We start from the raw sequence: 24,811 nt of genomic DNA on the forward strand, positions 1-24,811 counted from the left end.
CGGCATGGCAAGTGCATATTTTTGCTGAACCACAATAGACACAAATGACTAGATCACGCAAGCCAAAACGTAAGTTCTTAAAATGGACTTTGAGAATTACTTTGTTTGGTGTCCTCTCAATTCTACTTTTTTACCTCAGTGTTTATTTGCAAGTATGGGGGCCACTTCCAAATCAGAATCAACTTACAGAAATTAGGCAGAGCAAAGCTTCTGAAGTATATGCCTCTAACGGAAAGCTCATTGGTAAATTCTATATTTTCGATCGGCAGCCGATAGGTTATGATGAAATTCCTAAACACTTGATTGATGCACTAATTGCAACTGAGGATGCAAGGTTCTATGATCATGATGGAATTGACAACCGCAGTTTGTTAAGGGTGATTTTCAAGAGTTTGCTGCTGCAAGATGAATCGTCCGGGGGAGGAAGTACGATTTCTCAGCAGTTGGCTAAAAATCTCTTCCCCAGAAAGAACCACGGTATATTTAGTATGCCCGTTAATAAAACACGGGAAGCTATCATTGCTACTCGTTTAGAAAAAGCTTATACCAAAGAAGAAATCATTACGCTTTATTTAAATACGGTTCCGTTTGGTGATAATACTTTTGGTATTGAGAGCGCTGCGGGTAAGTTTTATAGTAAAAAAGCACGTGAATTAACCCTTACAGAGTCTGCCGTTTTAATAGGGATGCTTAAAGCTTCGCACCTCTATAACCCGAGGATTTTCCCTGAAAGGAGCAAAACCAGAAGGGATGTTGTGTTGAACCAAATGTCGCGCTATGGCTATTTAACAGCTGAAGAAGTTGCAATAGCCAAGAAGGAAAAACTACAGCTTTCATATAGAGGGTTTAGTCATGAAGATGGACTAGCGCCTTATTTTAGAGAGCAGGTAAGAAAGACTTTGGAAGAATGGACAAAGCATAATAAGGATGAAAAAGGTGATAAGTATAATCTGTATACCAGTGGTTTGAAAATCTATACCACTTTGGACTACGACATGCAAAGAATGGCTGAGGAGGCCATGACGGAGCATATGAGTAAGCTTCAAACGGATTTTGAAGAAAGCTATGGAAAGAATGCACCTTGGTTGAAAAATGCTTCTTTGATCGAAAGTACAATAGAGAGACTCCCCAAATACAAAGCGCTAAAAGCTTCTGGGAGAACCAAAAAGCAAATCATGGATTCATTAGCTGTAAAGTATGAAATGGAGCTTTTTGATTGGTCGGGAAAAAAGGTAGTGAAAGCCAGTCCGATTGATAGTGCCGTTCATTATTTAAAGTTTTTGAACACAGGAATGTTGTCCATTGACCCCAGATCGGGTGCAGTAAAAAGCTGGATTGGCGGAATTGACTTCGAGCATTTTCAATACGACCATGTGAGTCAGGCCAAAAGGCAGGTGGGTTCTACATTTAAGCCCATTGTTTATACTGCGGCTTTAGAAGCAGGGGTTGACCCGTGTAAACACTATTCTGCCCAGCAGGTAACTTATACCAATTACAACAATTGGACACCTACAAACTCTGGTGACGAAGGAAATTACGACCTCAATTACTCAATGAAGGGAGCCCTGAGTAATTCTGTCAATACTGTAGCGGTGAAAGTGCTAGAAGATGCAGGTTTACAGAATGTAATAGGGCAAGCGCAAAGAATGGGGATTACATCTAATATGCCTCAAGTACCCTCCATTGCTCTTGGAACTGCCGAAATTAGTCTGATAGAAATGATTGAGGCTTATTCAAGCTATGTCAATTCATCTAGAACAGTAAAACCGTATTTCATTACAAGCATTGAAGATAGTAGAGGAGAATTAATTGCAGAATTCAAACCAGAAGTAAGTGAAGACCCTGCTTTCTCTGAAACAACTCGCGAGGCTATTATCGAAATGCTAAAAGCTACTGTCGATGAAGGTACCGCTTCTCGTTTGCGATGGAAGTATGGATTGAGCAATGACATTGCAGGTAAAACGGGTACCACACAATCGAATAAAGACGGCTGGTTTGTAGGGATTACTCCAAAGCTATTGACTATTACTTGGGTAGGAGTTGACGACCATAGAATTGGCTTTAAAACCACCAGTATGGGGCAGGGGGCGAATTCTGCATTGCCTATTTATGGTTTAATGATGCAGAAAATGAATGGAGATAAAAATTTCAATTCCATTACAAGGGCAAAATTTCCGCCACCATCAATCGAGGTGCTCAATCAAATGGGGTGTAAGCCGGTGGAAGAAGATGGTTTTCTGAAACGGATTTTCACCAATGATGAAAAACCTAAGCCTATGGAGTTTGATACCAAAACTGAGGAAGAGAAGGAAGGGATATTTTCAAAAATTGGAAACCTATTTAAGCGAAAAGATAAAAAGGAGAAGAAGAAAAGTGGCGGAGGCCAAAATTGAAATGAAAAAAGGCCAGTAGATGTATAAATCAACTGGCCTTTTTAGTTTGGAATGCACTTAATCTAAATCAACCTCTTCCTCAATAAAGTGGAAACCTAACTCATCGAGTTCATTCAAAATAGGTTCGTAGAATTCTGGAGTAATCGGAATAACCACACCACGGGCTTCGATTTTTCCTTGCAGCAGCAATTTAGTAGCAACTCCTAGAGGGAAACCTACTGTTTTTGCCATAGCAGTTTCATTGGCATTTTCTCCATTAGCTACCATGGCGGAACGAATACGTTTTGTCTTCCCATTTTCAACGTAGTCGAATAAATGCCACATCACTATTTGGTCTTTTTCGTCAGGTCCAATCGTCCATTTCTTTTTTAGTATATGCTCTAGAATTTGCGCTGGAGTTCCTTTCTGAAGTCCAACAGGCGTTTCTTCAAACATATCTAACCACCTTAGTTTATGCATTTCTGGGCCATCCAGTTCTAAACCTAAATAATGGGCTAGTTTTAATTCAACAGAGTCATTTGGGTTATAAGAAAGAAAAGAATTGATAAATTGACGATGTGTCATTTGATTTACTCCATCCATTTGATAAGTATCGTCTGTAGCCCCTAACTGCACAAAAACGTCCCAGCCCTTGCAATAGCCAGGCCTTCTCAGTGTTCCTCTAAACAGCGTTTGGATATTATGGAGGTTATAAACGTCCATATACATTAATGAATCACGGTTGGCGTAGCCCTCAAAATAGCCATGTCCAGGAATATGGATCATCTCTGTTCTTCTAAAAAGCTTATGGTAAGGAATGAACTTAAATTTTCCTTCCTGAATAAATTTCACTGTGCCTTGGCCCGCCAGTACTACGTTTCGAGGGTTCCAAGTAAAACCATACTCCCAAGGGTTATCGTCATTTGGATTGGGCATCAAAAGTCCGCCAGTAAACGATTCAAAAGCGCGGAGTTCTAAGCCCTTGCTTCTCACTTTGTCTATCACCTTCATGGCCGACATATGGTCGATTCCTGGATCGAGGCCGCACTCATTCAAAAAGAGTAATCCCTTTGCTTTTGCTTGCTCATTTAAAGCCCGCATATCGTCTGATACATACGAGGCGGTGAGCAAGTGCTTGCCTAAGTTAAGACAGGTTTCGGCCACTGTAGGATGGAAGGATGCTGGTAACATCGAAATCACCACATCTGCTTCTGATATTACTTTAATTCTTTCTTGCTCTTCTCTAACATTAAAAGCAATTGCGTTTCCTCTTTCACTATTTTTTACCTTTTCTTCGGCAAGCTGAAGGGCGTAATCGCCAACAGTTACATGCCAATCATTTTCTTCGGCAGCAGATAGTAAATAGTTAATTAATGAAGTTGCAGAGCGTCCAGCCCCAAGAATTAATATGCGATTCATAGGTTCATTAGGTTTGGCCGCCAAGCTGTCATTTTTTTTTGTGCCGCCCAAACATATTCCAACAAATCCTGATTCAAGCATCTGAATCAAAAAGGATTCGTATATTCCAAGCGCACATCAAGAAAAAATTAATGCCTAGGATAATTAAAAAGGAAGTGTCACTAACACAATATGAAGCGGATGAGCTTGATGAAGTGACACAAGACTTAATAGAAACAGCCAAACAATCTGCACTGAAAGCTTATGCGCCCTATTCTAATTTTCAAGTAGGGGCTGCCTTACTTTTAGATAATGGCAAAATCATTTCAGGAAACAATCAAGAGAATGCCTGTTATCCGGCTGGGCTTTGCGCTGAACGTGTTGCCTTCTTTTCAGCGAAGTCGCAGTTTCCAGATTGTCAAATTCTTAAAGTGGCCATAGTGGCTAAGCCTGCGAGTCAAGAACAATTTAAAATGGCTACGCCTTGCGGAAGTTGCCGTCAGGTAATGAGTGAATACGAAAATAATCAGGAGCAGCATATTAAAGTCTATTTGCCAGCAACGGATGGCAGTGTTTACGAGTCCGATTCAGTTGATAACTTTCTTCCTTTTAAGTTTTCGAACAAAGATCTTAATTCATAATGGAGCACAAGATAAGCTTTGAGTTCAATGCTAGATTTCACACCTTAGGTCAGGTTTCAGATGAAATTGAACAACTTTGGTTCGTGTGTCATGGCCACGGTCAACTGGCTAAGTATTTTATTAGAAAGTTCGAAGTGTTGAACGATGGGAAAGCTTTAATAGTAGCTCCAGAAGGGCTTTCGCGATATTATTTAGAAGGATTTACCGGAAGAGTAGGGGCTACTTGGATGACCAAAGAAGATCGACTTTCGGACATAGAAAATTACCTAACCTATTTAGATCGGGTTTTTAATTCGGTAAAAAGCCAGTTAAAACCTGGTGTACAGGTGAACCTTTTAGGCTTTTCGCAAGGCGCAGCTACCATTTCGCGTTTTGCTACCCAAACCAATGTTCACTTTGATAAACTTATTCTTTGGGCGGGCATTTTCCCTCCTGATTTACCTCCACTAGAAAGCATAGAGCGACTAAAGGGAAAAAAGGTGTATTGGGTATATGGAACCGATGACCAATATCTTTCCGCTGGGGTAATGGAAGAGCAAGAGACCATTGCTAATCATTTGGATATAAAGCCAAGAGTAAAAACCTTTAAAGGCTTACACGAACTTTCAGGTGAGGTATTGCTTGAAATTGCGGCAGAATAGCCTTGATTAAGTAGTTTTTTGTGATGAATTAAGTGCTTGGTGTTTAATGAGATGGCTGCTTTTTTTGTGGTGGTGACTTTCCTAAAATACAATCTTTTACTTTCGTGTGGTTTTTTATTGGAATTGCCTATCTTTGCAGCCCGAAATAATTAAATCATTAACATGAACAATTACGAAACAGTATTCATTTTAAATCCCGTTTTGTCTGATGATCAGATGAAGGATGCTGTCGGAAGTTTTGAAACTTTGCTTAAAAACAATGGAGCAGAGATAATAAACGTAGAGAAGTGGGGCTTGAAGAAATTGGCTTATCCAATTCAACACAAGTCTACTGGTTTCTACAATTTGATTGAATTCAAAGCCGACCCAAGCCTAATCAAAACTTTAGAAGTAGAGTTTAAAAGAGACGAAAAGGTAATGAGATTCTTGACCACAGCTTTGAACAAGCACGCGATAGAGTACAACGAAAAAAGAAGAAAAGGCGCATTCAACAAATCTAAAAAAGAGGAGGCAGCAGCATGACACTCGTAAACGAACCAGTAAACAGAGATCAACAGAAGAAAAAATATTGCCGATTCAAAAAGAGCGGTATTAAGTACGTTGATTACAAAAACCCTGATTTCCTTTTAAAGTTTGTAAACGAACAAGGTAAACTTCTTCCTAGAAGATTAACTGGAACAAGCTTAAAGTATCAGAAGAAAGTAGCTCAGGCAGTTAAAAGAGCAAGACACATTGCGCTTTTACCTTACGTAACTGATTCTTTGAAATAATTTGAACCCTTAAAAGTAGAGCAGAATGGAAGTAATATTAAAGACTGATATCAAGGGCTTAGGTTATAAAAACGATATTGTTGCTGTAAAGCCAGGATACGGAAGAAACTACCTTATTCCACAAGGATTTGCTGTTATCGCTAGTGTATCTAACAAGAAGCACACTGAAGAAACAGTAAAGCAAATGGCACACAAAGCTGAAAAGATCATGGCAGACGCTCAAGCAATTGCTGATGCAATTGGAGATACTGTACTTGAAATTAAAGCAAAAGCTGGTGATAGCGGAAAGATTTTTGGAGCGGTAACTACCCTACAAATTTCTGATGCTTTGAAAGCTGCCAAAGGTGTGGAAGTTGACAGAAAGAAAATTTCTTTCAAAGGTGAAGTAAAAATGATTGGTGAGTACGAGGCTGAAATCGATTTACATAAGTCGGTGAAGAAAGACGTTAAATTCAACGTTGTAGCTGAGTAATCCCTTAGGATATAGAATTGAAAAGCGGCTGAATCACTGATTCAGCCGCTTTTTTTATGTTTTTAACTTTAGCAGAACCCTTCAAAAGTTAAAGCCATTATTTTGTTGAAAGACAAGTCGAGTACTTTGGGAGGGCATTACTGCTCTGAGCTTATTCCTTTTCAGCCGCATACATGGCTGCCCCAACGATGCCCGAATTATTGAGCTTGGCCGATACAGAGTAGGGGGTGTTAAGTTTGATGTGCTTTTCGAGCTTATGTATTTTCTTACTCAAACCACCGCCAATAATAATATGGTCGGGTGAACAGATTCTTTCTATATGCTTCAGAAAGAAATTAAAACGTTTTCCGTATTCTTTAAAGCTTAAGTCTTCTCTAGTTTTTGCAGAACCTGCTGCATAATGCTCAATTACATTTCCATCAGTGCCATAAATACGGCCTAGTTCAAAATTAGGAATAAGCTGACCGTTATAGAAAACACCGCTGCCTAGTCCTGTGCCAATGGTAATAGTAATCACTAGGCCATTAAGTCCTTTTCCTGCGCCAAACCGCATTTCTGCAATGCCAGCCGCATCAGCATCATTAATTGCGGTGAATTTTAGTCCATTACAATATTTACTGAACGTTTCATCGATTTGTGTGCCCACCCAAGAATCGTCTAGATTGCTACTATAAATGGCCTTACCATTAATAACCACAGTAGGGAATGCGCAACCCACTTTACCTTCCCATTCGAAATGGTCTATCAGTTTTTTAACCGTTTTGGCCAAGGATTCTGGGGTGGAAGGCTGTGGAGTGTCTAGCCTGTACCTTTCCGAAACCATTTCTCCCGTAATTGTATCTACAACAGCACCTTTAATTCCAGTGCCACCAATGTCAATTCCTAAAACTTGCATATTTTCTATCAGGTAATGGGAGTGAAGATATTCAGATAAATTAGGCTGTGCAACATTTGCAACTCATACACAAAACCTGTTTATAAGTGAAGATAATAGTCCTTCAGTAAGCTAATAAACTGGTCGGTATAAGTGCTATTATTTTCTTTAATTAAAAACTTCTCTACTGTAATATGCTTTGGCTGTATTCGCGAAAAGGATTTAATCCTTCTGAATATTGGCTTATCAATTTGATTATGAATCTGGATGTCTACTAGTTCATAAAAACCTCTTTCTTCCATTTTCTTTTTGAAGATCTCCATTTCATATTCAGGATAAAGCACCGAAACAATACCTGTTTCAGGCTTCAAAAGTCTGGAAATATTCGCAGCCAAATCATCAAAAGTGAGGTTTGAATTATGGATGGCTTGATTTTTTTGGCGATTGCTGCCAAGCTGATTGTCCTGAAAAAATGGGGGGTTGCAGATGATATGATCGTAGAGGCGGTTTGGTTCGAATTCGAGTAAATCTGTATGAAATGCAGATAAACGATTGGACCAAAGAGAGTTCTCAAAGTTTGATTTCGCTTGTTTAAAAGCCGTCTCATCAATTTCTACTGCATCAATAAGGCCTTCAGTTTGTTGGGCTTTCATTAGTGCCAAAAGCCCGGTTCCCGTTCCAATATCTAGAATTCGCTTAGGTTTGAATGTACTAGGTGTTAGCCTAAGTGCACCAAACAAACAACCTTCTGTGGTTACTTTCATTCCACAATTGCCCTGCTCTATTCTGAACTGCTTAAACTGAAAGAATGAGTTGGCCATTGTGAAGCTTAGAATTTAGATTTACGAATTGGGAATTATCAATTCCGGGTACTCAGATAAAATATGACTCTTTTAGTTTAAAAGTCGTTGATGCCATTTTCAAACTCGGTGTCAACTTTTAAATCACTTCCCATAGCTGCTTCTACCGCTAACTCATCACACCTTTCATTTTCAATATTACCCGCATGGCCTTTCACCCATTGAAAAGTGACACGGTGTTTTTTATACACTTCGGCAAAACGCAGCCAAAGGTCCTTATTCTTCTTTCCTTTAAAGCCTTTCTTTATCCAGCCCCAAAGCCAACCTTTTTCAACAGAGTCGATTACATATTTGGAATCTGAATAAACGGTTACAGGAGCATTGGGTACATTGATGGCTTCTAAACCCATTATCACGGCCAGCAACTCCATTCGGTTGTTGGTGGTTTTTCTAAAGCCTTCTGAAAGTTCTTTTCGGTGTTCTTTGTACTTAAGTACTGTGCCATAACCTCCAGGGCCAGGGTTTCCACGAGAAGAGCCGTCAGTATAGATAATAATCATAGATTAATAATGTTGTCTTTGAAAAGTTTGATGGCGATTGATAGAAGAATAATACCGAATACTTTTTGCAAAACACTGATTCCACCTGCACCTATTTTTTTCTCTAGCCAGTTGGTAGATTTTAATACTAAGTAAACAAAGGCCAAGTTAACAACGATTCCGACCAAGATATTAAGTTCACTGTATTCTGCTTTGATAGAAACAATAGTGGTTAGTGTTCCTGCTCCAGCAATGAGAGGAAAGGCAATCGGGACAATAGATGAAGTGTTGTTTGCACCTTCAACTGGTTCATTTTTAAAGAAACTTCTGCCCAAAATCATTTCCATTCCAATAATGAACATGATGATAGCTCCGGCTATAGCAAAAGAACCCACATCAATTCCAAATAAGCCGAGAAGGTTATCGCCTACAAAAAGGAAGAGGATCATTAAGATACCGGCTACCAAAGTGGCTTTTCCAGACTGAACATGACCCACTTTTTTTCTCAGGTCGATAACAATCGGAATGGAACCCAGAATATCGATAACTGAAAATAAGATCAGGGTTACCGAAAGAATTTCCTTGAAATTGAACATCGCTTTTTTTTGACAAAGCTAGGAAATTGAAAGTTGAATTGACCAGTAAATGATGAGTAAAAACTGTAAACGAATTATTAAATCTTAAATACACAATTGAATTTTAGAATCGTAAACCTCAGAATTGCTTACCGTTTATAAATTCATTTTGTACGCTTAGCAAATTGATTATAGATTGCTTTTGGCTTAATGAGTACTCAACTAAATATTTACAAAACGTGAAGTATAGGCTTGTCATTGGTCTTGTTGCTCTATTTACTTTTTTTGCAGACTCGGTTAATGTATATGCTCAAGTGGGTAACTCATCAAACCCTGAATACAGTATTCACTATATTGTTGATAGTGCAGGCAAATTATCCATTGATGAGATACAACAGGCCGAAGTGCAACTTGCTTTTGATGCAAACCCTCTTAAGTCGCCAAACTTCGGGTTTGATCATAGGCCTTATTGGTTTCGAGTTGAACTGACCCATCCGCCATCAGAACCTTTGGTGCTAGAGATTAATCAACCTTCTTTGGATTACATTAGTGTTTTCACAAAGGTTTCTACAGACTCATTGTGGAATGAGCAAAAGGCCGGACACGCTTATTCCCCAAGGTCGAACGATTATGGAGGAATTGTTTATGCCTTTGCAATCAAGCCTGATATAGAGAATCAAACAATCTATATTCGAGTAGAGACTATTGTGAGTATGGCCGTGCCTATTTTAATCAAGCCAAAATCAGAATACAATACCCATCAAATGACCAGGATGCTCTTACTAGGAGTGTTTTTTGGTTTGATGTTCATAATGGCCTCTTATAACTTTCTGTTATATCTGTTTTTAAAAGATACTTCTTACCTCTTTTATGTGGGAGCTACCATTATGGGATTGTGCGCATCGTTGGTGCTAAATGGATTTGGTTATTATTTTATTTGGCCAAACAACCCAGCCCTCGATCAACACATTTATCTAACATTCGGAAGCCTCAGTATAGTTTTTTCAAGCCGATTTGCAGCTAATTTCTTGAACTTGAAAAAGTTCGACCCAAAAATGAATGATTTTTTATGGGGCATTTGTTTTGCCAGTTTACTACTGGCCATTCTAACCCTTTTTTATACGGCTACCGACTTGCTTTTGTACGGTAGGTTATTGGTTATCATTACGTTTCCTTCTTATATAATCATTGGTCTGAGAACCTATTTTAAAGGGTACACCACTGCCATTTATTATGTTATTGCATGGATTCCCTATATGTTGGGTATCGTGTTAATGACCTTTCGTGGAGCAGGCCTTATAGGTGAACATTGGGTAACCGCCTATGGGATTGAGTTTGGAGGTGCTATTGAGGTAGTACTACTTTCTTTTGCCCTAGCAGCCAGAATTAAAGGAATGCGTAAGGAAATTGCTGAAAAGGAGCTGGAAAAGGAGCAGTTTAAAACTAGACTTTTGGAGGAACAAAAAGTGGTATTGGAAAAGCGTGTAGACGAGAGAACAAAGGAACTATCTGAGGCCAATGATACTAAGGATAAGTTCTTTTCCATCATTGCGCATGATCTACGTAGCCCAATGATTGCTTTGCAAGGAGTAGGGCAAAAACTAGAATACTTTATAAGAAAGAATAAACAAGAAAAACTGTTAGAAATTGGAGGTAAGATCGACCAATCAATCGATCAGTTGAATCATTTGCTAAACAATTTACTCAATTGGGCTACATCGCAAACAGGCGGAGTACCTCATCATCCTACTAAGCTAGACTTATCCATCTTGGTAAAGGAAAACATTGAACTCTATCGGTCTTTGGCTGAATCTAAGGGTATCAATATAGTATGCAATATATCCGAAAAGTTTGTTTTTGCAGATATAAATACTACCTCTACTATTATCCGAAACTTGTTGAGTAATGCACTGAAATTCACCAAAGATGGAGGAGAAATTAAGATTTCAACTCAGAAAAAAGCTGGCTTGGTAGAAATAGAAATTGAAGATCAGGGTATTGGCATAGATAAGCAGACTTTAGCCCAACTGTTTAATTCAAATGTAAAAGGCCACATAGGGCAGAGGGGCGAAAAGGGTTTTGGCTTAGGTTTGAAGCTTTGTAATGAATTTGTAAAGATGAATGGAGGGCAAATTGCTGTAAAGAGTAAGCAAAACATAGGCACAACGTTTACCGTGACTTTGCCAACAGCTTAATTCGTAGAAATTAGAGATGTTCGGATTTCTGTTGTACTTATAATGGATTTATTTAAAAGTTGTTCGAAAAGCAACTCAAAGTAAAGAGTTATACTTTACTTTGAGTTGCTTTTAACCTTAACCAAAAGTATGAACGTCCTTATAGTTGAAGACGAACCCAACTACTCCGATACCCTTGAAATGTTCATTGACGAACTTGGGTATCAGGTTATTGGTGTTGCCCAAGAAGGAAGAACAGCCCTGAACTTATTCAAGACAAGCAAGCCTGATATTGTTCTAATGGACATTAACCTCAATGGGGAAATGACAGGGATTGATGTAGCAAAGGAGTTTCAATCCATTCAACCCACCCCAATTATATTTATTACTTCATTTGACGATAAAGAGACTTTCGAAAAGGCCAAAGAAACCGCACCACATGCTTATTTAATTAAACCTTTTGATCCAGAAACGCTTGAGCGGAGTATTGAGTTAGCATTGCAGAGGGCTCATACTGAAGATACCAAAGTTTTTGATGAGGAATCGAATGTAGTGCTCGCTAAGAATTCCTTTTTTGTAAAGGAGCGAAATCGATTAATTAAGGTAGATATTGATGATGTTTTTTGGGTAGAAGTAGAAGATAAATATAGCATACTTCATGTGGCTGATAAAAAGTATGTTTTAAGACAATCTCTGAAAGATGTTGCCGAAAAGCTCGACCCTTCCGTTTTTGTACAAACCCATAGGTCTCATATTGTGAATGCTTCAAAAATTGAAGATATAGATTTACATCTGTTTGTGGTTCGAATCAATGGGAATGAAATTCCCTTAGGAAAATCATATAAAGACGTTTTAATCAAACGCTTGCAAATGCTGTAAACTTCTTTCACTCCTCATACTCTAATGTTTACGCCTTTAATTGGGTAACTGACGCACAAAATCTTGAGCCAATTTTTATAAGAAATATATTAAGGCTTAATTCAAATAACATGAAGGTATTAAGGCAATCCGATCTTGAAATTGGAGACATTCTCATTTTCGAAAATCAAGACTTTAACTATGTTAAATTATTAGATGAATTAAGGAAGGATTATTTTGAAGAGGATCCTAAAAAACGAATGCATGCGGCATTTTATCTGCTGTTATATATGATTCCATGGTTCGACCCCGGAAAGGAAGGCAAAGACTACAAGAATATCTACCATGCAGCTATTTGGGGAAATGTAAACATTTATAGGGGAGAGAATAGAGAACCCAAGAATGAGCACCGTATAGTACAAGCAGGAACTCATGGCATCGGACAAGCAGCACTGGAAGCTACACTAGAAGGAGAAGGTGTAAAGAATATTTACGTCTATAGAAAAACAACTCGCTCTGTAGACTTTGAAGACAAGGTTAATAATGCCATTTGGGCTTTTTATGATGATGCAAGTTTGCCATATTCTTATGAAACAGCCTGGCTATTGGCTGTTATTTGCTCAATGAGATATACAGATGGCGCTTTGCGCGAAATGCTAGAGAAGCATTTAGGCGAATGGGGAGCGAGTAAAATGATTGAGATAATACTATCGCTGATCAATCAATACAATGATGATCACCAAGATAAAATGATAGCATGTTCAACATTGGTGGCAATGATATACAAGAATGCAGGCTTTGAATTGGATATTTTGCCTATGGAAACGAACCCCGTTTTGAGTTTACCAAATGAGCTAAAACTTAGCACTGATTTCTTCCATCAAACCTTTACCGCATCAGTGCCATTAAAACCTTTACAAGTAAAAGAGACAGTTGTGACGCCTCGTCAGTTGGCTGAATCTCCAGATGTGGAATTGGTTGGCATCTTACCTCATGTTCATAGTTAACTCCAAAACCTGAAGTACCAGATTCCATGCACTAAATTCTAAAACGACTGTTTACAAACTAAACAATCCACAAATCAACCAATTCCTTTGGGCACCGAAGCCTTGGCAAAGGTGACCCCAATTCCCCAAACTTCGCACCCCCAGCATTGTCATAACAAAATGACCATTGTCCATTGACCAATGACCCCGTAACCAATTCCCCCAACGTTCACGCCCAAAAAACTGCAGTTCACGCACATTTCCCATTTCTACGCAATAAATGGCCGCATTTTCATATTGAATTAAACTTCGATAGCAATGCGAGCCTTGTCAACCAAACTCATTGAATCTATTCTCAGCAAAAGGGGGGGCTTATGGGCATTACTTTTAATAGTCTTTATACAGACTGCAGGTTTTGCCCAGATTAAGTTCTCAATCTATGGCGAATCAACCTCTGCAACTACACTTACAGTCGTTGGCTCCGGTTCTGCGACTACTAATGACAATGGTGCTTCATGGACTGCCGGTAATGGTGTTAATCAGATATTCGGAAACTCTTCATTTAACTACACCAATTCAAATATTAATTTTAAAACATTTAATCTTTCAGGAGATTTGACTTTAAGCGATGGGGTTACACCTATTGTCTTCAGTGCGATTGTCATGGACGATGACACCGATCCGGATTACGATGATATTGCCTTCGATGTGAGTTCTATTAAGAGTATGGCAGCAAACACATCCTATAGTTTATCGGGGAGGGCAACATTTACTTTGAGTGGTGCCACATTTGGAGACCTGACAACCGGAACCTATGCTGGCACTTTTGATGGGGTTCAGGCTGGGTTTTCAAATTTTAGTACTTCAGATATCGTAATTGAAATTATTGAAGGTTCTCCAAGTGCCTTACCTGTGGCTTCTAATGTCACTTTCTCAGGAACAATGTCTATTGGAGAAGAACTAACAGGGGTATACACTTATAGTCATGACGATGAAAATCCAGAAATCGGTTCTACTTTCAAATGGTATCGGGCAGATAATGCTTCGGGAAGTAACAGGACTGCTATAGCAGGAGCTACTTCAAAAACATATACTCTTACAAACAATGATATAAATAAATACATCAGTTTTGAAGTAACTCCAAGTGATGGTACAGATGTCGGAGGAGCAAGTGAAAGTACTTTGTCTGGGCCTGTTTTAGGTCCTCTCATAATTCAAGAGATAGCAAGACAAAATCCAACTGACCAAACTATTTCGGCATCTGAGGTAACCTTTAGAGTGACCTTTAACGGAAATGCTACCAATGTAACCTCAGATGATTTCTCTCTTAACTCTACAGTGGGAGGAACCATTTCCTCTGTGAGCGAAGTGACTGCTAGTGTATACGATGTAACGGTAAACAATATCAACAATGTAGATGGAACCCTAGCACTTCAAATTAAAGGGGTAGATGGAGCTAGTGGTTCCAACGAGATTAAAAGTGCCATTTTTGGAACGGGAACGAAAACGATCAGTCAAACTGATGTAAATGATTACTTGAACCAAGCGAAACTTGGTCAGACTTTTACCGCCACTACCGACAATTATCTAACAGCATATACAATCTACCCCAAATCAGGAAACCACAGCTTTAATGGAACTGCAGACCTGAAAATTTACAGTGGCAATGAGCTTGCCGGAGACGCAACATTGATTGGATCACAGACTATCAATATAAGCAATAGCACCGATGCAGCAGGACAAACCTTTACTATCGAAAACCCTGTTTCGCTCACTCAGGGTGAAGTGTATAGCATTGTAATGGAGAATTTTTCCGGTAGTGGCTCTCACGCTTTAGAATCAAGCACTTCAGGAAACTATAATGATGGTAGGGTGATTTTTACTGGAACCAGTACCAGTAATCACACTGACTTCGATCTGAAAATTGATATTTATGAAGGAACAGTCACGGCAGGTAATGCACTGAGTACAGATGCAGCTCAAACTAACGAGAGTTATATACTGGAAGCTATAAACTTAGCCCCTACGGTTAGCAATGTAACTTTTACGGGAACACTGGAGTTGGATGAGGTGCTTACAGGTTCTTATACTTATGCTGACAGTGAGAACGATGCCGAGAGTGGTACTACCTTTAAATGGTATCGTTCAGATGATAATTCTGGAACTAATAAGACTGCCATTTCAGGGGCTACAGCTCAAACTTATACCTTGGTAGCCGATGACCTTGGTAAATACATCAGCTTTGAGGTAACTCCGAATGATGGTAACGTTGCAGGAACGGCTGTAGAGAGTGCTTTGTCATTCATATCACCAGTCAATGTTAGTTCAATTGTCCGTCAAACACCCACAGATGCCACTACAAATGCCGATGAAGTAACCTTTAGGGTGACCTTCAGTGATGATGTTCGCTTGGTTACAACAGGTGATTTTGTTTTGAGCGGGACTGCCGCTGCAGATGGAACAGTGTCTTCAGTTACATCTATTTCTTCAAGCGTTTATGATATAAGAGTCACGGGCATTACTAATTCTAGTGGAACCATCAACCTCGACTTGAAAGGAGTAGATGGATCAGGAAGTAATGATATTGCCAAAATCCCATCTCAATTAGATGCCAACTCTACGGCCGATCTCCAGATCACTGACTCACCGGTTTTTGGTCAGTCTTTCAAGCCCAATAACTCAGGACTTTTGTTAGATGTAGTATTGAAAAACGGTGTAGGTCATAGTTACAGTGGAGCGGGTACGCTAGAACTAATTTCAGGCGAAGGCTATGGAGGAACGGTGTTGGCCACAGAAAACATACAAATCACTTCCGCACAGACCGAGAAGACCTATTCATTCAGTAGCCCAGCAAGTGTAACGGCTGGAACAACCTATACTCTGAGGGTCAATATCCCAGGAGCTCCAGCAAACAGTACAGCATTTTCAGCCCAAGTAGAGGCAGGTTATTCAGGCGGAATTCTTTATCAGGCATCCGCTTTTTCAAATGCAGATTTATATTTCAAACTCTTTGTTTCTTCTGGCCCGAGTGAAGCACTTGGTAGCACACTACCTGCCACTGATGAAACTTATACCATCTCTAATCCTCCGGTAGCCAGCAATGTTGCCATTACTGGAACATTAAATGTAGGTCAGCAATTGACAGGTACCTATGATTTTAGCGACCCTCAGTCAGATACTGAAAGCGGTTCCATATTTAAGTGGTATAGGGCAGATAATGCTTCAGGTACCAATAAGGCAGCAATTGCTGAGGCTACTACTAAAACCTATACTCTGGTTTTGGCCGATGCAGGTAAGTTCATCAGTTTTGAGGTTACTCCTTCCGATGGAACTAATACTGGCGATGCTGTTGAAAGTACTGCTCAGCAAATCAACAATATTATTACTGTTCAGTCAATAGCTAGGCAAACACCTACCGATGCCACCATTAACTCGAACACCTCTCCGGTATTTCGGGTAATATTTAGTGAAAATGTAAAGAATGTAAGTAGTGATGACTTCTCTGTAAGCTCTACTGTTGGAGGTTCCGTTTCCAATGTTAGTCAAGTTGATGCCAGTACTTACGAGGTGACAGTCAATAACCTTAACCATGTAGATGGTACGCTATCATTGAAGTTAAAAGGTATTGACGGAACCGCTGGTAGCAACGACATTGTTGGCATTAGTTATTCAAATGGAGCAGCTGCGCACCAACAAACCACAGAGAATGACTACCTAAATCAGGCTTTGATTGGTCAGACCTTTACTGCTGGAAGCAATAATTTTCTTACTGCCTTTACTTTATTCGCGAAATCTGGTAACCATACTTTTTCCGGTACTGCAAGATTAAGAATTTACCAAGACGATGCTTCCAATTCATCAGTGTTGAACGATGGTAATGCTATTCTCTCCGAAGAGACAGTGAACATTTCAAGTAGCACTGACGCTTCTGGACAAACTTTTACGATTTCAAATCCTTCTCAGTTAACTTCAGGCTCAGTATATAGTATCACACTAGATAATTTTATTGGTTCGGGAAATCGTGCATTCTATGCCCATACATCTGGAAGCCTAGCAGGTGGCAGAGCATTTTTTACCAACTCGAATAATAGTAACCATGCGGCCTTCGATTTTAAGATTGATATATTCGAAGGCACTCAAACAGACGGTGAAGCCCTTTTCGATCAAGCTCCGGGAACGGAAGAAAGCTATACGGTAGAAGTTGACAATACGCCACCAACTGTTACTATTACTAGTAGTTCGAACCCGACCAGCGGAGCCTTTACAGCAACCTTCACTTTTAGCGAAGATGTTTCCGGTTTTGCTTCAGAAGATATTTCAGTATCGAATGCAGCCGTAAGCAACTTTAATACTACCAGCGCTAAAATTTACACCGCTACGATGACTCCATTGGCCGATGGCGATGTAGATATCGATGTACTTGCCAATAAGGTAACTGATGCTGCAGGTAATAACAACACAGCGGCCACCCAACTAAGCGTGACTAATGATGAAACTGCTCCAGCAGCTCCAATTGTAGCAAGTATTTCAACGGATGCTGGAAGCAGTGCCACTGATAACTTAACCAATGATCAAACCCTGGAAATTAGTGGTACGGCCGAGGCCAATGCATCAATAGAAGTGTTTATTGGTGGAAACAGCATAGGGAATACCACAGCCAATGGTTCAGGAGATTGGACTTATGACCATACTGGATCATCTCTTACTGAAACCACTCACAGCATTACTGCAAAGGCTACTGATGCTGCTGGCAATGAGTCAGCTCTTTCAGGTACGCTTAATATTACGATAGATACCAGCGCTCCATCGGTTTCTACAGGTACCATTGTAGGTAAAACTTATGGCCTGACAGAAAACGTAGATGTTACCTATGTATTTAGCGAAACAGTATTTGTAGATGAAACCAATGGCACACCAAGTGTTATTATCGCCATGGGTGGGCAGAATAGAGTTGCAGCATATCATAGTGGTTCAGGCACAAACACGTTGGTGTTCAGATACACAACAGTTGCTGGTGATATTGATGGCAATGGTGTGTCTGTTTCAAGCATTGGCCTTAACGGAGGAACAATCCAAGATGCAGCGGGTAATGATGCCAGCACTTCTATTAGTGTTGCTGGTGCTGCTGATGTAAGAGTTGATACATCAGCACCATACATGTCAATTACCAGTTCTTCCAATACAGTAAGCGGAGCCTTTACGGCCACCTTTACCTTCAACGAAGATGTTTCTGGGTTTGATGTGAGCGATATTTCAGTAGGTAATGGAGTAGCGAGTAACTTTAATACTACAAGTGCGAAGATTTATACCGCCACCATCACACCATCGGCTGATGGAAATGTAACTGTAAATGTTGCTGCCAATAAGGTACAGGATGCAGGTGGCAATGGAAATTCGGCTGCATCAGAACTGAGAATAGTCAATGATGAAATTGCTCCGTCAGCTCCGATTGTGGCAAGCATTTCAACAGATTCGGGAAGTAGTGCTAAGGATAATCTGACCAATGATCAAACCTTGGAAATCAGCGGTACGGCCGAGGCCAATGCTTCTGTAGAAGTGTTTATTGCTGGAAACAGCGTAGGGAATACCACAGCAGATGGTTCTGGTGACTGGACTTTCGATCATACGGGTTCAACGCTTACTGAGGCTACCCATAGCATTACTGCTAGGGCTACAGATGCTGCTGGTAATGAGTCTGCCGAGTCAATCGCTTTAAGTGTGGAGATTGATATCACTGCTCCAAATGCTCCGGTGGTAACGGGTATTGGCAATGATACTGGTATTAGCGATTCTGATGGTTTGACCAATGATGTTGGAATTGAAATATACGGTACGGCTGAAGCCAACAGCAGTGTGGAAATATTTATTGACAACGCCAGTGTTGGAACCACCAATGCTGATGCCAACGGTGACTGGACATTAGACCGTTCTAGGGATGCCTTGACAGAAGATACCTATGACATTACTGCAAAAGCAACGGACTTAGCAGGTAATGAGTCGGTAGCTTCTTCAGTTTTCGATTTGCAAATCGATCTTACTGGCCCAGCTTCGGCACCAAGTGTAGGAGCAGTCGGTAATGATAATGGACCTTCTAATTCTGACTTTATCACCAACGACCAAACTTTGATTATTGGAGGAAATGCCAGTTTCAATAGTAGAGTAGAGGTATTTATAGATGGAATGAGCACTGGGATTGCTGCTACTAATGCCCAAGGAACCTGGTTGTTCGACCATGAAGGAACAACCTTGCAAGCAGGTACTTATTCAATCACCGCCAAGGAATTGGATGATGCCGGAAATCATTCACCAGCATCAGCAGCCAAAACATTGGTGATTGATTTGGTGCAGCCAACTGTAACCATTACAAGCAACGCCAATGATCCGCACAATGGAGAGTTTACTGCCATCTTTACTTTCTCAGAAGATGTCTCAGGTTTTGATGTAAGTGACATCAACGTTGGCAATGGAGCAGCAAGTAATTTTGCTACAACCAGTGCCTCTATTTACACAGCTACCATAACTCCGGCAACTGATGGAGAGGTTACTTTAGATGTTGCAGGTGGAGCCGCTCAGGATGTGGCTGGGAACAACAATTCTGCAGCAACACAATTCAGCATAACCAATGATGAGACCGCTCCAACGGTTCTAGAAGTGACTTCAAATGTGAATAATACTTCCTTCAAAATTGGAGATCAGGTCAATATATATGTGCAATACAGCGAAGAGGTTTTTGTGACAGGAACACCGCAGTTGGAGCTTGAAACAGGAGACACAGATCGAACCATCGACTATGTAGATAGAAGTTCTTCTACGTTAAGGTTTGTTTATACAGTTCAGACAGGAGATGTAAGTGAAGACCTAGATGTGACCAGTACTTCGGCCTTATCATTAAACGGTGGAACAATTGTAGATGCAGTCAATATCAATGCAGATTTAGATGTTCAACAAGGAGATGTTGGCGGTTCATTAACCTCAAAAAACATTGTGATTGACGGTGTGGCACCTGGTTTAGCAATCACCAGTGATGCAAATGATCCGCAAAGTGGAGCATTTACGGCCACCTTTACTTTCTCAGAAAGTGTCACAGGCTTCGATGCAAGCGATATCTCTGTCGGAAATGGGGCTGCTAGTAATTTTAGCGCTACTAGTGCAACTCTTTACACTGCTACCATTACACCTTCATCTGATGGAGAAGTAACAGTAGATGTAGCTGCCGGTAAAGCTACCGACATAGCGGGTAATGGTAATACAGCAGCAACGCAGCTAAGTGTTACCAATGATGAAACAGCACCTACAGTGACGATCAGTAGTAGCGCAGATCCGACTAGTGGACTATTCACGGCCACTTTCACCTTCTCTGAAGAAATATTTGGCTTTGATTTGAATGATATTACTGTTGGTAACGGTACTAAAGGCAATTTGAATTTATTCAGTGCCAGTGTTTATACTGCCACCATTACGCCTACAGTAGAGGGAGAAGTGACAATCGATGTAGCTGCCGATGTGGCGCAAGATGATGCAGGAAACAACAATGTTGCTGCTACTCAGCATAGTGTGGCTTATGATGCAACCGAACCAAGCTTGGTAAGTGCATTAAAAGATAGCGACACCAAGATTACGTTAACCTTTAATGAAGCCGTTAAAACGTTGGGAGCCCATCCAACGGATTTCACTGTAACGGATGGAAATAGTACCAATTTTACGGTTCAAACCATTTTAGATGGTACAGCAGAAGACAATGATTTGGTTTTAACATTCGCAGACTTAAGTACTGCCAAATTGAGTCTAGAGATTTTCTATACCAATAACAATGGCGAGGTATCGGATTTAGCAGGTAATCAAATGAGTTCTACCAGAGGGGGAGTTATTATTTCTCTGAACACCCCTCCAACAGCTACCAATGTAGATTTCTCAGGAAACTTGATCGTTGGTGAAACATTGACAGGTGCTTATACCTATTCAGATGAAGATAATGATGCTGAAGATGGCACTACCTTCCAATGGTATAGATCGGACGATGCCAACGGAACCAATAAAGCAGCTATTGCTGATGCCACTTCTAAAACTTATGCTCTAACCAGTGCAGATGTAGACAAATACACCAGCTTTGAGGTAACTCCTCATGATGGAAACAATGCAGGAAATGCGGTTGAAAGTAGCCTGAAAGGTGCTGTGAGTAAGATCGATCAAACCATCACGTTTGAACCTTTAACTGCCAAAACTTATGGCGATGCCACCTTTACTCTTTCGGCTACAGCATCCTCTAACTTGGGAGTGACTTATACCAGTTCAAACACTAGTGTAGCCACTGTCAATGGAAGTACTGTAACCATAATTGGAGCAGGAGAGACCACCATTACCGCCTCGCAGGCAGGAGATGTCAGCTACGCTGTTGCAACCAATGCAACCCAATTGTTAACCGTCAACAAAGCAGTGCTAACTGCGACAGCCGATGATAAGTCGAAGACCTACGGGGAAGCCAATCCTACATTCACCATCAGCTACACTGGTTTTGTGAATGGCGATGATGCAAATGCTATCACCACGGAGCCAACGGCCTCAACTTTGGCAGATGCTACCGCAGGAGTAGGTACTTACGATATCGACCTGACAGGAGGGGTTGCTGATAACTACAGCTTCAACTTGAGTAGTGGAACGCTTACTATCGGCAAAGCAGTGCTAACAGCAACTGCTGATGATAAGTCGAAAACTTATGGCGAAGTGAATCCGACTTTCACAATTACTTATACAGGTTTTGTAAATGGCGATGATGCAAATGCTATCACTACCGAGCCGACTGCATCAACTTTGGCAGTTGCAACATCAGGAGTAGGAACCTATGATATCAACCTGGCAGGAGGGGCTGCTGATAACTATAGTTTCAACTTAGGTAGAGGAGCGCTTACTATCAACAAAGCAACTTTGACCGCCACAGCCGATGATAGGTCGAAAACTTATGGAGAAGCCAATCCTGAATTGACCATCAGCTATGCAGGCTTTGTCAATGGTGATGATGAAACAGTCATAACAATGGAGCCGACTGCATCAACTTTGGCAGATGCAACATCAGGAGTAGGTACTTACGATATCGACTTGGCTGGAGGAACAGCGGATAACTATAGCTTCAGCCTGACTAGTGGAACGCTTACTGTCAACAAAGCAGTGCTAACCGCAACTGCCGATGATAAGTCGAAGACCTACGGGGAAGCCAATCCTACATTCACCATCAGCTACACTGGTTTTGTAAATGGCGATGATGCAAATGCTATCACCACTGAGCCAACGGCTTCAACAGTGGCAGATGCTACTACAGGAGTAGGTGCTTACGATATCGACTTGGCTGGAGGAACAGCAGATAACTACAGCTTCACCCTGGCTAGTGGAACGCTTACTATCAACAAAGCAGTGCTAACCGCAACTGCCGATGATAAGTCGAAAACTTATGGTGAAGCCAATCCTGAATTCACAATCAGTTATACAGGCTTCGTGAACGGAGATCAGGAAAGTGATATCACTGAACCAACCACCAGTTCTACTACAGATGTGACAAGTGATGCGGGAACTTATGAGATCACATTGTCTGCTGGCTTGGCCAATAACTATTCAATTATAATGAATAACGGTACGCTGACTATTGGAAAAGCTACGCTAACTGCCACTGCGGAAGACAAGCAAAGGGCAGTGGGGCAGGCCAATCCGGCATTTACCATCAGCTATACAGGCTTTGTAAATGGAGATGAAAAGTCGGTGATCGATTCAGAGCCAATAGCTTCGACAACGGCAGATGAAACCACGGTGGCAGGAACGGCAGCCATTACCTTGAGCGGGGGCAGCGACAATAACTACGCCTTCGACTTTGTGAATGGAACGCTGACCATTGTGGAGGCATCATTTGTCACCTCTGTTTCTGTTCCAGATGACGGTACTTACGCCATTGGCGATGAGATGAGCTTTACTGTGAACTTTGCACTGCCTGTTACCATTACAGGGGCGCCTAGTTTGCCATTGACCATTGGTTCTAGTATTGTAGCTGCAAGCCTGAAAGGCTCCATAACTGATGCCACCACAGCTACCTTCAGTTATACTGTGGAAGAAGGTGATCTGGATTCTGATGGTTTAGTATTGGGCAGCTCAATCGAACTAAACGGAGGAAGTATTCGAGATGAATTTGGCACCGATGCCATACTTGCCCTAAACAATGTGCCTAGTACAGCGGGTGTTTTGGTAGATGCAGTAGCACCAGCAGTAACGCTGACCACCGCTGTAGGGGCATTGACGAATACCAAATTTGAAGTGAATATTAGATTTGATGAAGTGGTAACAGGCTTTGCTTTAAGTGATATTCAAGTGTCAAATGGTACAGCCAGTAATTTGGTAGAGGTAATAGCAGGAAAACAATGGACAGTAGAAATTACTCCAGGAAAAGACGGTACAGTGACGGTGGGTCTTCCAGCCAATAAGGTCACTGATACCCCTGGAAATGCCAACAAAGCGGGCAATACAATAAGTAGCACCTTTGATGGTACTGCGCCAAGGGTAACTTCGATCACAAGAAAAACCGCTAATCCACTTTTAACGGCCATTGCAAGCTTTAGAGCAATCTTTTCAGAAGATGTAACAGGCGTAGACCTGACTGATTTTGAAGTAATCTTTACAGGTACAGCCACAGGAAGACTGAGTACCATTACCCAAGTAAATGCAAAAACCTATGATGTGAATATCGAAGGCATTTCAGGAGAAGGTACCATCGGTCTCAATATAAAAAATGATCAATCCATTTTAGATGCGGCAAATAATCCATTGGAAGGGGCGCATACAGGAGAAGTCTATAAGACGAACCAGTCACCAACTGAGATTACCATAAATGCATCGAGTATTGCGGAGAACAATCAAGTAGCAGCTGTGATAGGAAGTTTCACTACAATAGATGCAGACCAACTTGATGGGTACACTTACAGTTTGGTAACGGGAACAGGAAGTGTAGATAATGATCATTTCTTTATTGACGGTTCAACCCTAAAAGCAGCTTCAGTTTTTGATTACGAGACTAAATCGAGCTATAGTATCCGAGTAAAAACAGACGATGGTAGAGGGGGGGCATTTGAAAAAGTGTTTAAGATAACAGTCACTAATGTAGCAGAACCAAAACTTCGAATTACTTCCGATATCGACATTCCAGCTACCGCACTAGGACTGACGAGCAATTTTGATATCACTGTTCATAATGACGGAGAAGCAGCATTGATTGTCAACAGTGTGCTATTCCCCGAAGGGTTTATTGGAGCAGTTACAGGGATCATAGTAAATCCAGGGGAAAGCAGAACCATCGCCTTCGGGTTTAAACCAACCGAAGTGAAGATCTACACTGGCACAATTCAGTTCATTACCAATGCTGGTACCGTTTCAGTAAATGTATCAGGTGAAGGGGCAATAATCACAGGAGTAGATGACGGAGCGATCAATCCTGAGACTATCAGTATATTCCCTAACCCAGCAAGTAAAATACTGAACATTGATTTATCTGATTTGGGAGGCAAAAAGCTGGACATTGACATAACAAATGCTTCAGGTACGCCATTGTTCAGTAGAAAGTCCTTTACAGAGAAAATCCTTCAACTCAGCGTCTCAGGTTATACCAGCGGTATTTATATTATTCAGATTACGGACGGAAAATCTGTGGTAAGGAAAAAAGTGATGATCAAGAGATAATA

At 40.8% G+C, this 24,811-nt stretch carries 15 protein-coding genes; 10 read left to right on the forward strand and 5 right to left on the reverse strand.

Going from position 1 to position 24,811, the window contains the following annotated elements:
• Nucleotides 1-44 precede the first annotated feature (44 nt).
• Nucleotides 45-2,393 carry a penicillin-binding protein 1A gene (locus MB14_RS17705; protein ID WP_062594007.1) on the forward strand — a complete coding sequence of 783 codons (2,349 nt, stop codon included), beginning with the start codon at nucleotides 45-47 and terminating at the stop codon, nucleotides 2,391-2,393.
• Nucleotides 2,394-2,450: 57 nt separating this feature from the next.
• Here MB14_RS17705 and MB14_RS17710 read toward each other — a convergent pair whose 3' ends face one another.
• Nucleotides 2,451-3,791, reverse strand: a complete 1,341-nt coding sequence (locus MB14_RS17710; protein WP_062594207.1) for a saccharopine dehydrogenase C-terminal domain-containing protein — start codon at nucleotides 3,789-3,791, stop codon at nucleotides 2,451-2,453.
• Between the two features lie 131 nt (nucleotides 3,792-3,922).
• Between MB14_RS17710 and cdd the strand changes: the two genes are divergently transcribed.
• The 5 genes from cdd (at nucleotide 3,923) to rplI (ending at nucleotide 6,294) form a co-directional block, all read left to right on the forward strand.
• Nucleotides 3,923-4,411, forward strand: coding sequence for a cytidine deaminase (cdd, locus tag MB14_RS17715; protein ID WP_062594009.1), 489 nt, complete (start codon nucleotides 3,923-3,925; stop codon nucleotides 4,409-4,411).
• Nucleotides 4,411-5,052, forward strand: a complete 642-nt coding sequence (locus MB14_RS17720) for an alpha/beta hydrolase (RefSeq protein WP_062594011.1) — start codon at nucleotides 4,411-4,413, stop codon at nucleotides 5,050-5,052. The genes cdd and MB14_RS17720 overlap by 1 nt, the downstream gene beginning before the upstream one ends.
• A 156-nt stretch (nucleotides 5,053-5,208) precedes the next feature.
• Nucleotides 5,209-5,574 carry a 30S ribosomal protein S6 gene (gene rpsF, locus MB14_RS17725; RefSeq protein ID WP_062594012.1) on the forward strand — a complete coding sequence of 122 codons (366 nt, stop codon included), beginning with the start codon at nucleotides 5,209-5,211 and terminating at the stop codon, nucleotides 5,572-5,574.
• Nucleotides 5,571-5,822 carry a 30S ribosomal protein S18 gene (gene rpsR, locus MB14_RS17730; protein ID WP_053224657.1) on the forward strand — a complete coding sequence of 84 codons (252 nt, stop codon included), beginning with the start codon at nucleotides 5,571-5,573 and terminating at the stop codon, nucleotides 5,820-5,822. Before rpsF ends, rpsR begins: the two co-directional genes overlap by 4 nt.
• A gap of 25 nt (nucleotides 5,823-5,847) precedes the next feature.
• Nucleotides 5,848-6,294, forward strand: coding sequence for a 50S ribosomal protein L9 (gene rplI / locus MB14_RS17735; RefSeq protein WP_062594014.1), 447 nt, complete (start codon nucleotides 5,848-5,850; stop codon nucleotides 6,292-6,294).
• Nucleotides 6,295-6,445: 151 nt separating this feature from the next.
• Here rplI and ppgK read toward each other — a convergent pair whose 3' ends face one another.
• From ppgK to MB14_RS17755, 4 genes are all read right to left on the reverse strand, one after another.
• Entirely contained in the window at nucleotides 6,446-7,189 is a 744-nt protein-coding gene (ppgK, locus tag MB14_RS17740) for a polyphosphate--glucose phosphotransferase (protein ID WP_062594016.1), read from the reverse strand.
• Between the two features lie 80 nt (nucleotides 7,190-7,269).
• Nucleotides 7,270-7,989, reverse strand: a complete 720-nt coding sequence (locus MB14_RS17745) for a tRNA1(Val) (adenine(37)-N6)-methyltransferase (RefSeq protein WP_062594017.1) — start codon at nucleotides 7,987-7,989, stop codon at nucleotides 7,270-7,272.
• A gap of 77 nt (nucleotides 7,990-8,066) precedes the next feature.
• Nucleotides 8,067-8,528: a ribonuclease HI gene (gene rnhA, locus MB14_RS17750; protein WP_062594019.1), complete on the reverse strand. Its 462-nt coding sequence runs from the start codon at nucleotides 8,526-8,528 to the stop codon at nucleotides 8,067-8,069.
• The gene (locus MB14_RS17755; protein WP_053224662.1) at nucleotides 8,525-9,103 is read right to left on the reverse strand and encodes a MarC family protein; all 579 of its coding nucleotides are present in this window, start codon (nucleotides 9,101-9,103) and stop codon (nucleotides 8,525-8,527) included. Before MB14_RS17755 ends, rnhA begins: the two co-directional genes overlap by 4 nt.
• A 218-nt stretch (nucleotides 9,104-9,321) precedes the next feature.
• On the opposite strand from MB14_RS17755, the gene MB14_RS17760 reads away from it, so the two are divergent.
• From MB14_RS17760 to MB14_RS17775, 4 genes are all read left to right on the forward strand, one after another.
• Nucleotides 9,322-11,277 carry a sensor histidine kinase gene (locus MB14_RS17760; protein WP_062594021.1) on the forward strand — a complete coding sequence of 652 codons (1,956 nt, stop codon included), beginning with the start codon at nucleotides 9,322-9,324 and terminating at the stop codon, nucleotides 11,275-11,277.
• A gap of 129 nt (nucleotides 11,278-11,406) precedes the next feature.
• Nucleotides 11,407-12,135, forward strand: a complete 729-nt coding sequence (locus MB14_RS17765) for a LytR/AlgR family response regulator transcription factor (RefSeq protein ID WP_062594023.1) — start codon at nucleotides 11,407-11,409, stop codon at nucleotides 12,133-12,135.
• Between the two features lie 110 nt (nucleotides 12,136-12,245).
• On the forward strand, nucleotides 12,246-13,121 hold the full coding sequence (locus MB14_RS17770; protein ID WP_062594025.1) for a hypothetical protein: 876 nt from the start codon (nucleotides 12,246-12,248) through the stop codon (nucleotides 13,119-13,121).
• A gap of 297 nt (nucleotides 13,122-13,418) precedes the next feature.
• A complete protein-coding gene (locus MB14_RS17775; RefSeq protein ID WP_062594026.1) occupies nucleotides 13,419-24,809 on the forward strand; it encodes a T9SS type A sorting domain-containing protein in 11,391 nt (3,796 codons plus the stop codon).
• Nucleotides 24,810-24,811 lie beyond the last annotated feature (2 nt).

The sequence above is a fragment of the Roseivirga ehrenbergii genome, from assembly GCF_001593005.1.
GTDB classification, from domain to species: domain Bacteria; phylum Bacteroidota; class Bacteroidia; order Cytophagales; family Cyclobacteriaceae; genus Roseivirga; species Roseivirga ehrenbergii.

Excerpts from the sequence above, each read along its gene's own strand:
- MB14_RS17705 (WP_062594007.1), top strand. The coding sequence starts at position 45 with ATGACTAGATCACGCAAGCCAAAACGTAAGTTCTTAAAATGGACTTTG.
- MB14_RS17710 (WP_062594207.1), bottom strand. The coding sequence starts at position 3,791 with ATGAATCGCATATTAATTCTTGGGGCTGGACGCTCTGCAACTTCATTA.
- cdd (WP_062594009.1), top strand. The coding sequence starts at position 3,923 with ATGCCTAGGATAATTAAAAAGGAAGTGTCACTAACACAATATGAAGCG.
- MB14_RS17720 (WP_062594011.1), top strand. The coding sequence starts at position 4,411 with ATGGAGCACAAGATAAGCTTTGAGTTCAATGCTAGATTTCACACCTTA.
- rpsR (WP_053224657.1), top strand. The coding sequence starts at position 5,571 with ATGACACTCGTAAACGAACCAGTAAACAGAGATCAACAGAAGAAAAAA.
- rplI (WP_062594014.1), top strand. The coding sequence starts at position 5,848 with ATGGAAGTAATATTAAAGACTGATATCAAGGGCTTAGGTTATAAAAAC.
- ppgK (WP_062594016.1), bottom strand. The coding sequence starts at position 7,189 with ATGCAAGTTTTAGGAATTGACATTGGTGGCACTGGAATTAAAGGTGCT.
- MB14_RS17745 (WP_062594017.1), bottom strand. The coding sequence starts at position 7,989 with ATGGCCAACTCATTCTTTCAGTTTAAGCAGTTCAGAATAGAGCAGGGC.
- rnhA (WP_062594019.1), bottom strand. The coding sequence starts at position 8,528 with ATGATTATTATCTATACTGACGGCTCTTCTCGTGGAAACCCTGGCCCT.
- MB14_RS17755 (WP_053224662.1), bottom strand. The coding sequence starts at position 9,103 with ATGTTCAATTTCAAGGAAATTCTTTCGGTAACCCTGATCTTATTTTCA.
- MB14_RS17765 (WP_062594023.1), top strand. The coding sequence starts at position 11,407 with ATGAACGTCCTTATAGTTGAAGACGAACCCAACTACTCCGATACCCTT.
- MB14_RS17770 (WP_062594025.1), top strand. The coding sequence starts at position 12,246 with ATGAAGGTATTAAGGCAATCCGATCTTGAAATTGGAGACATTCTCATT.
- MB14_RS17775 (WP_062594026.1), top strand. The coding sequence starts at position 13,419 with ATGCGAGCCTTGTCAACCAAACTCATTGAATCTATTCTCAGCAAAAGG.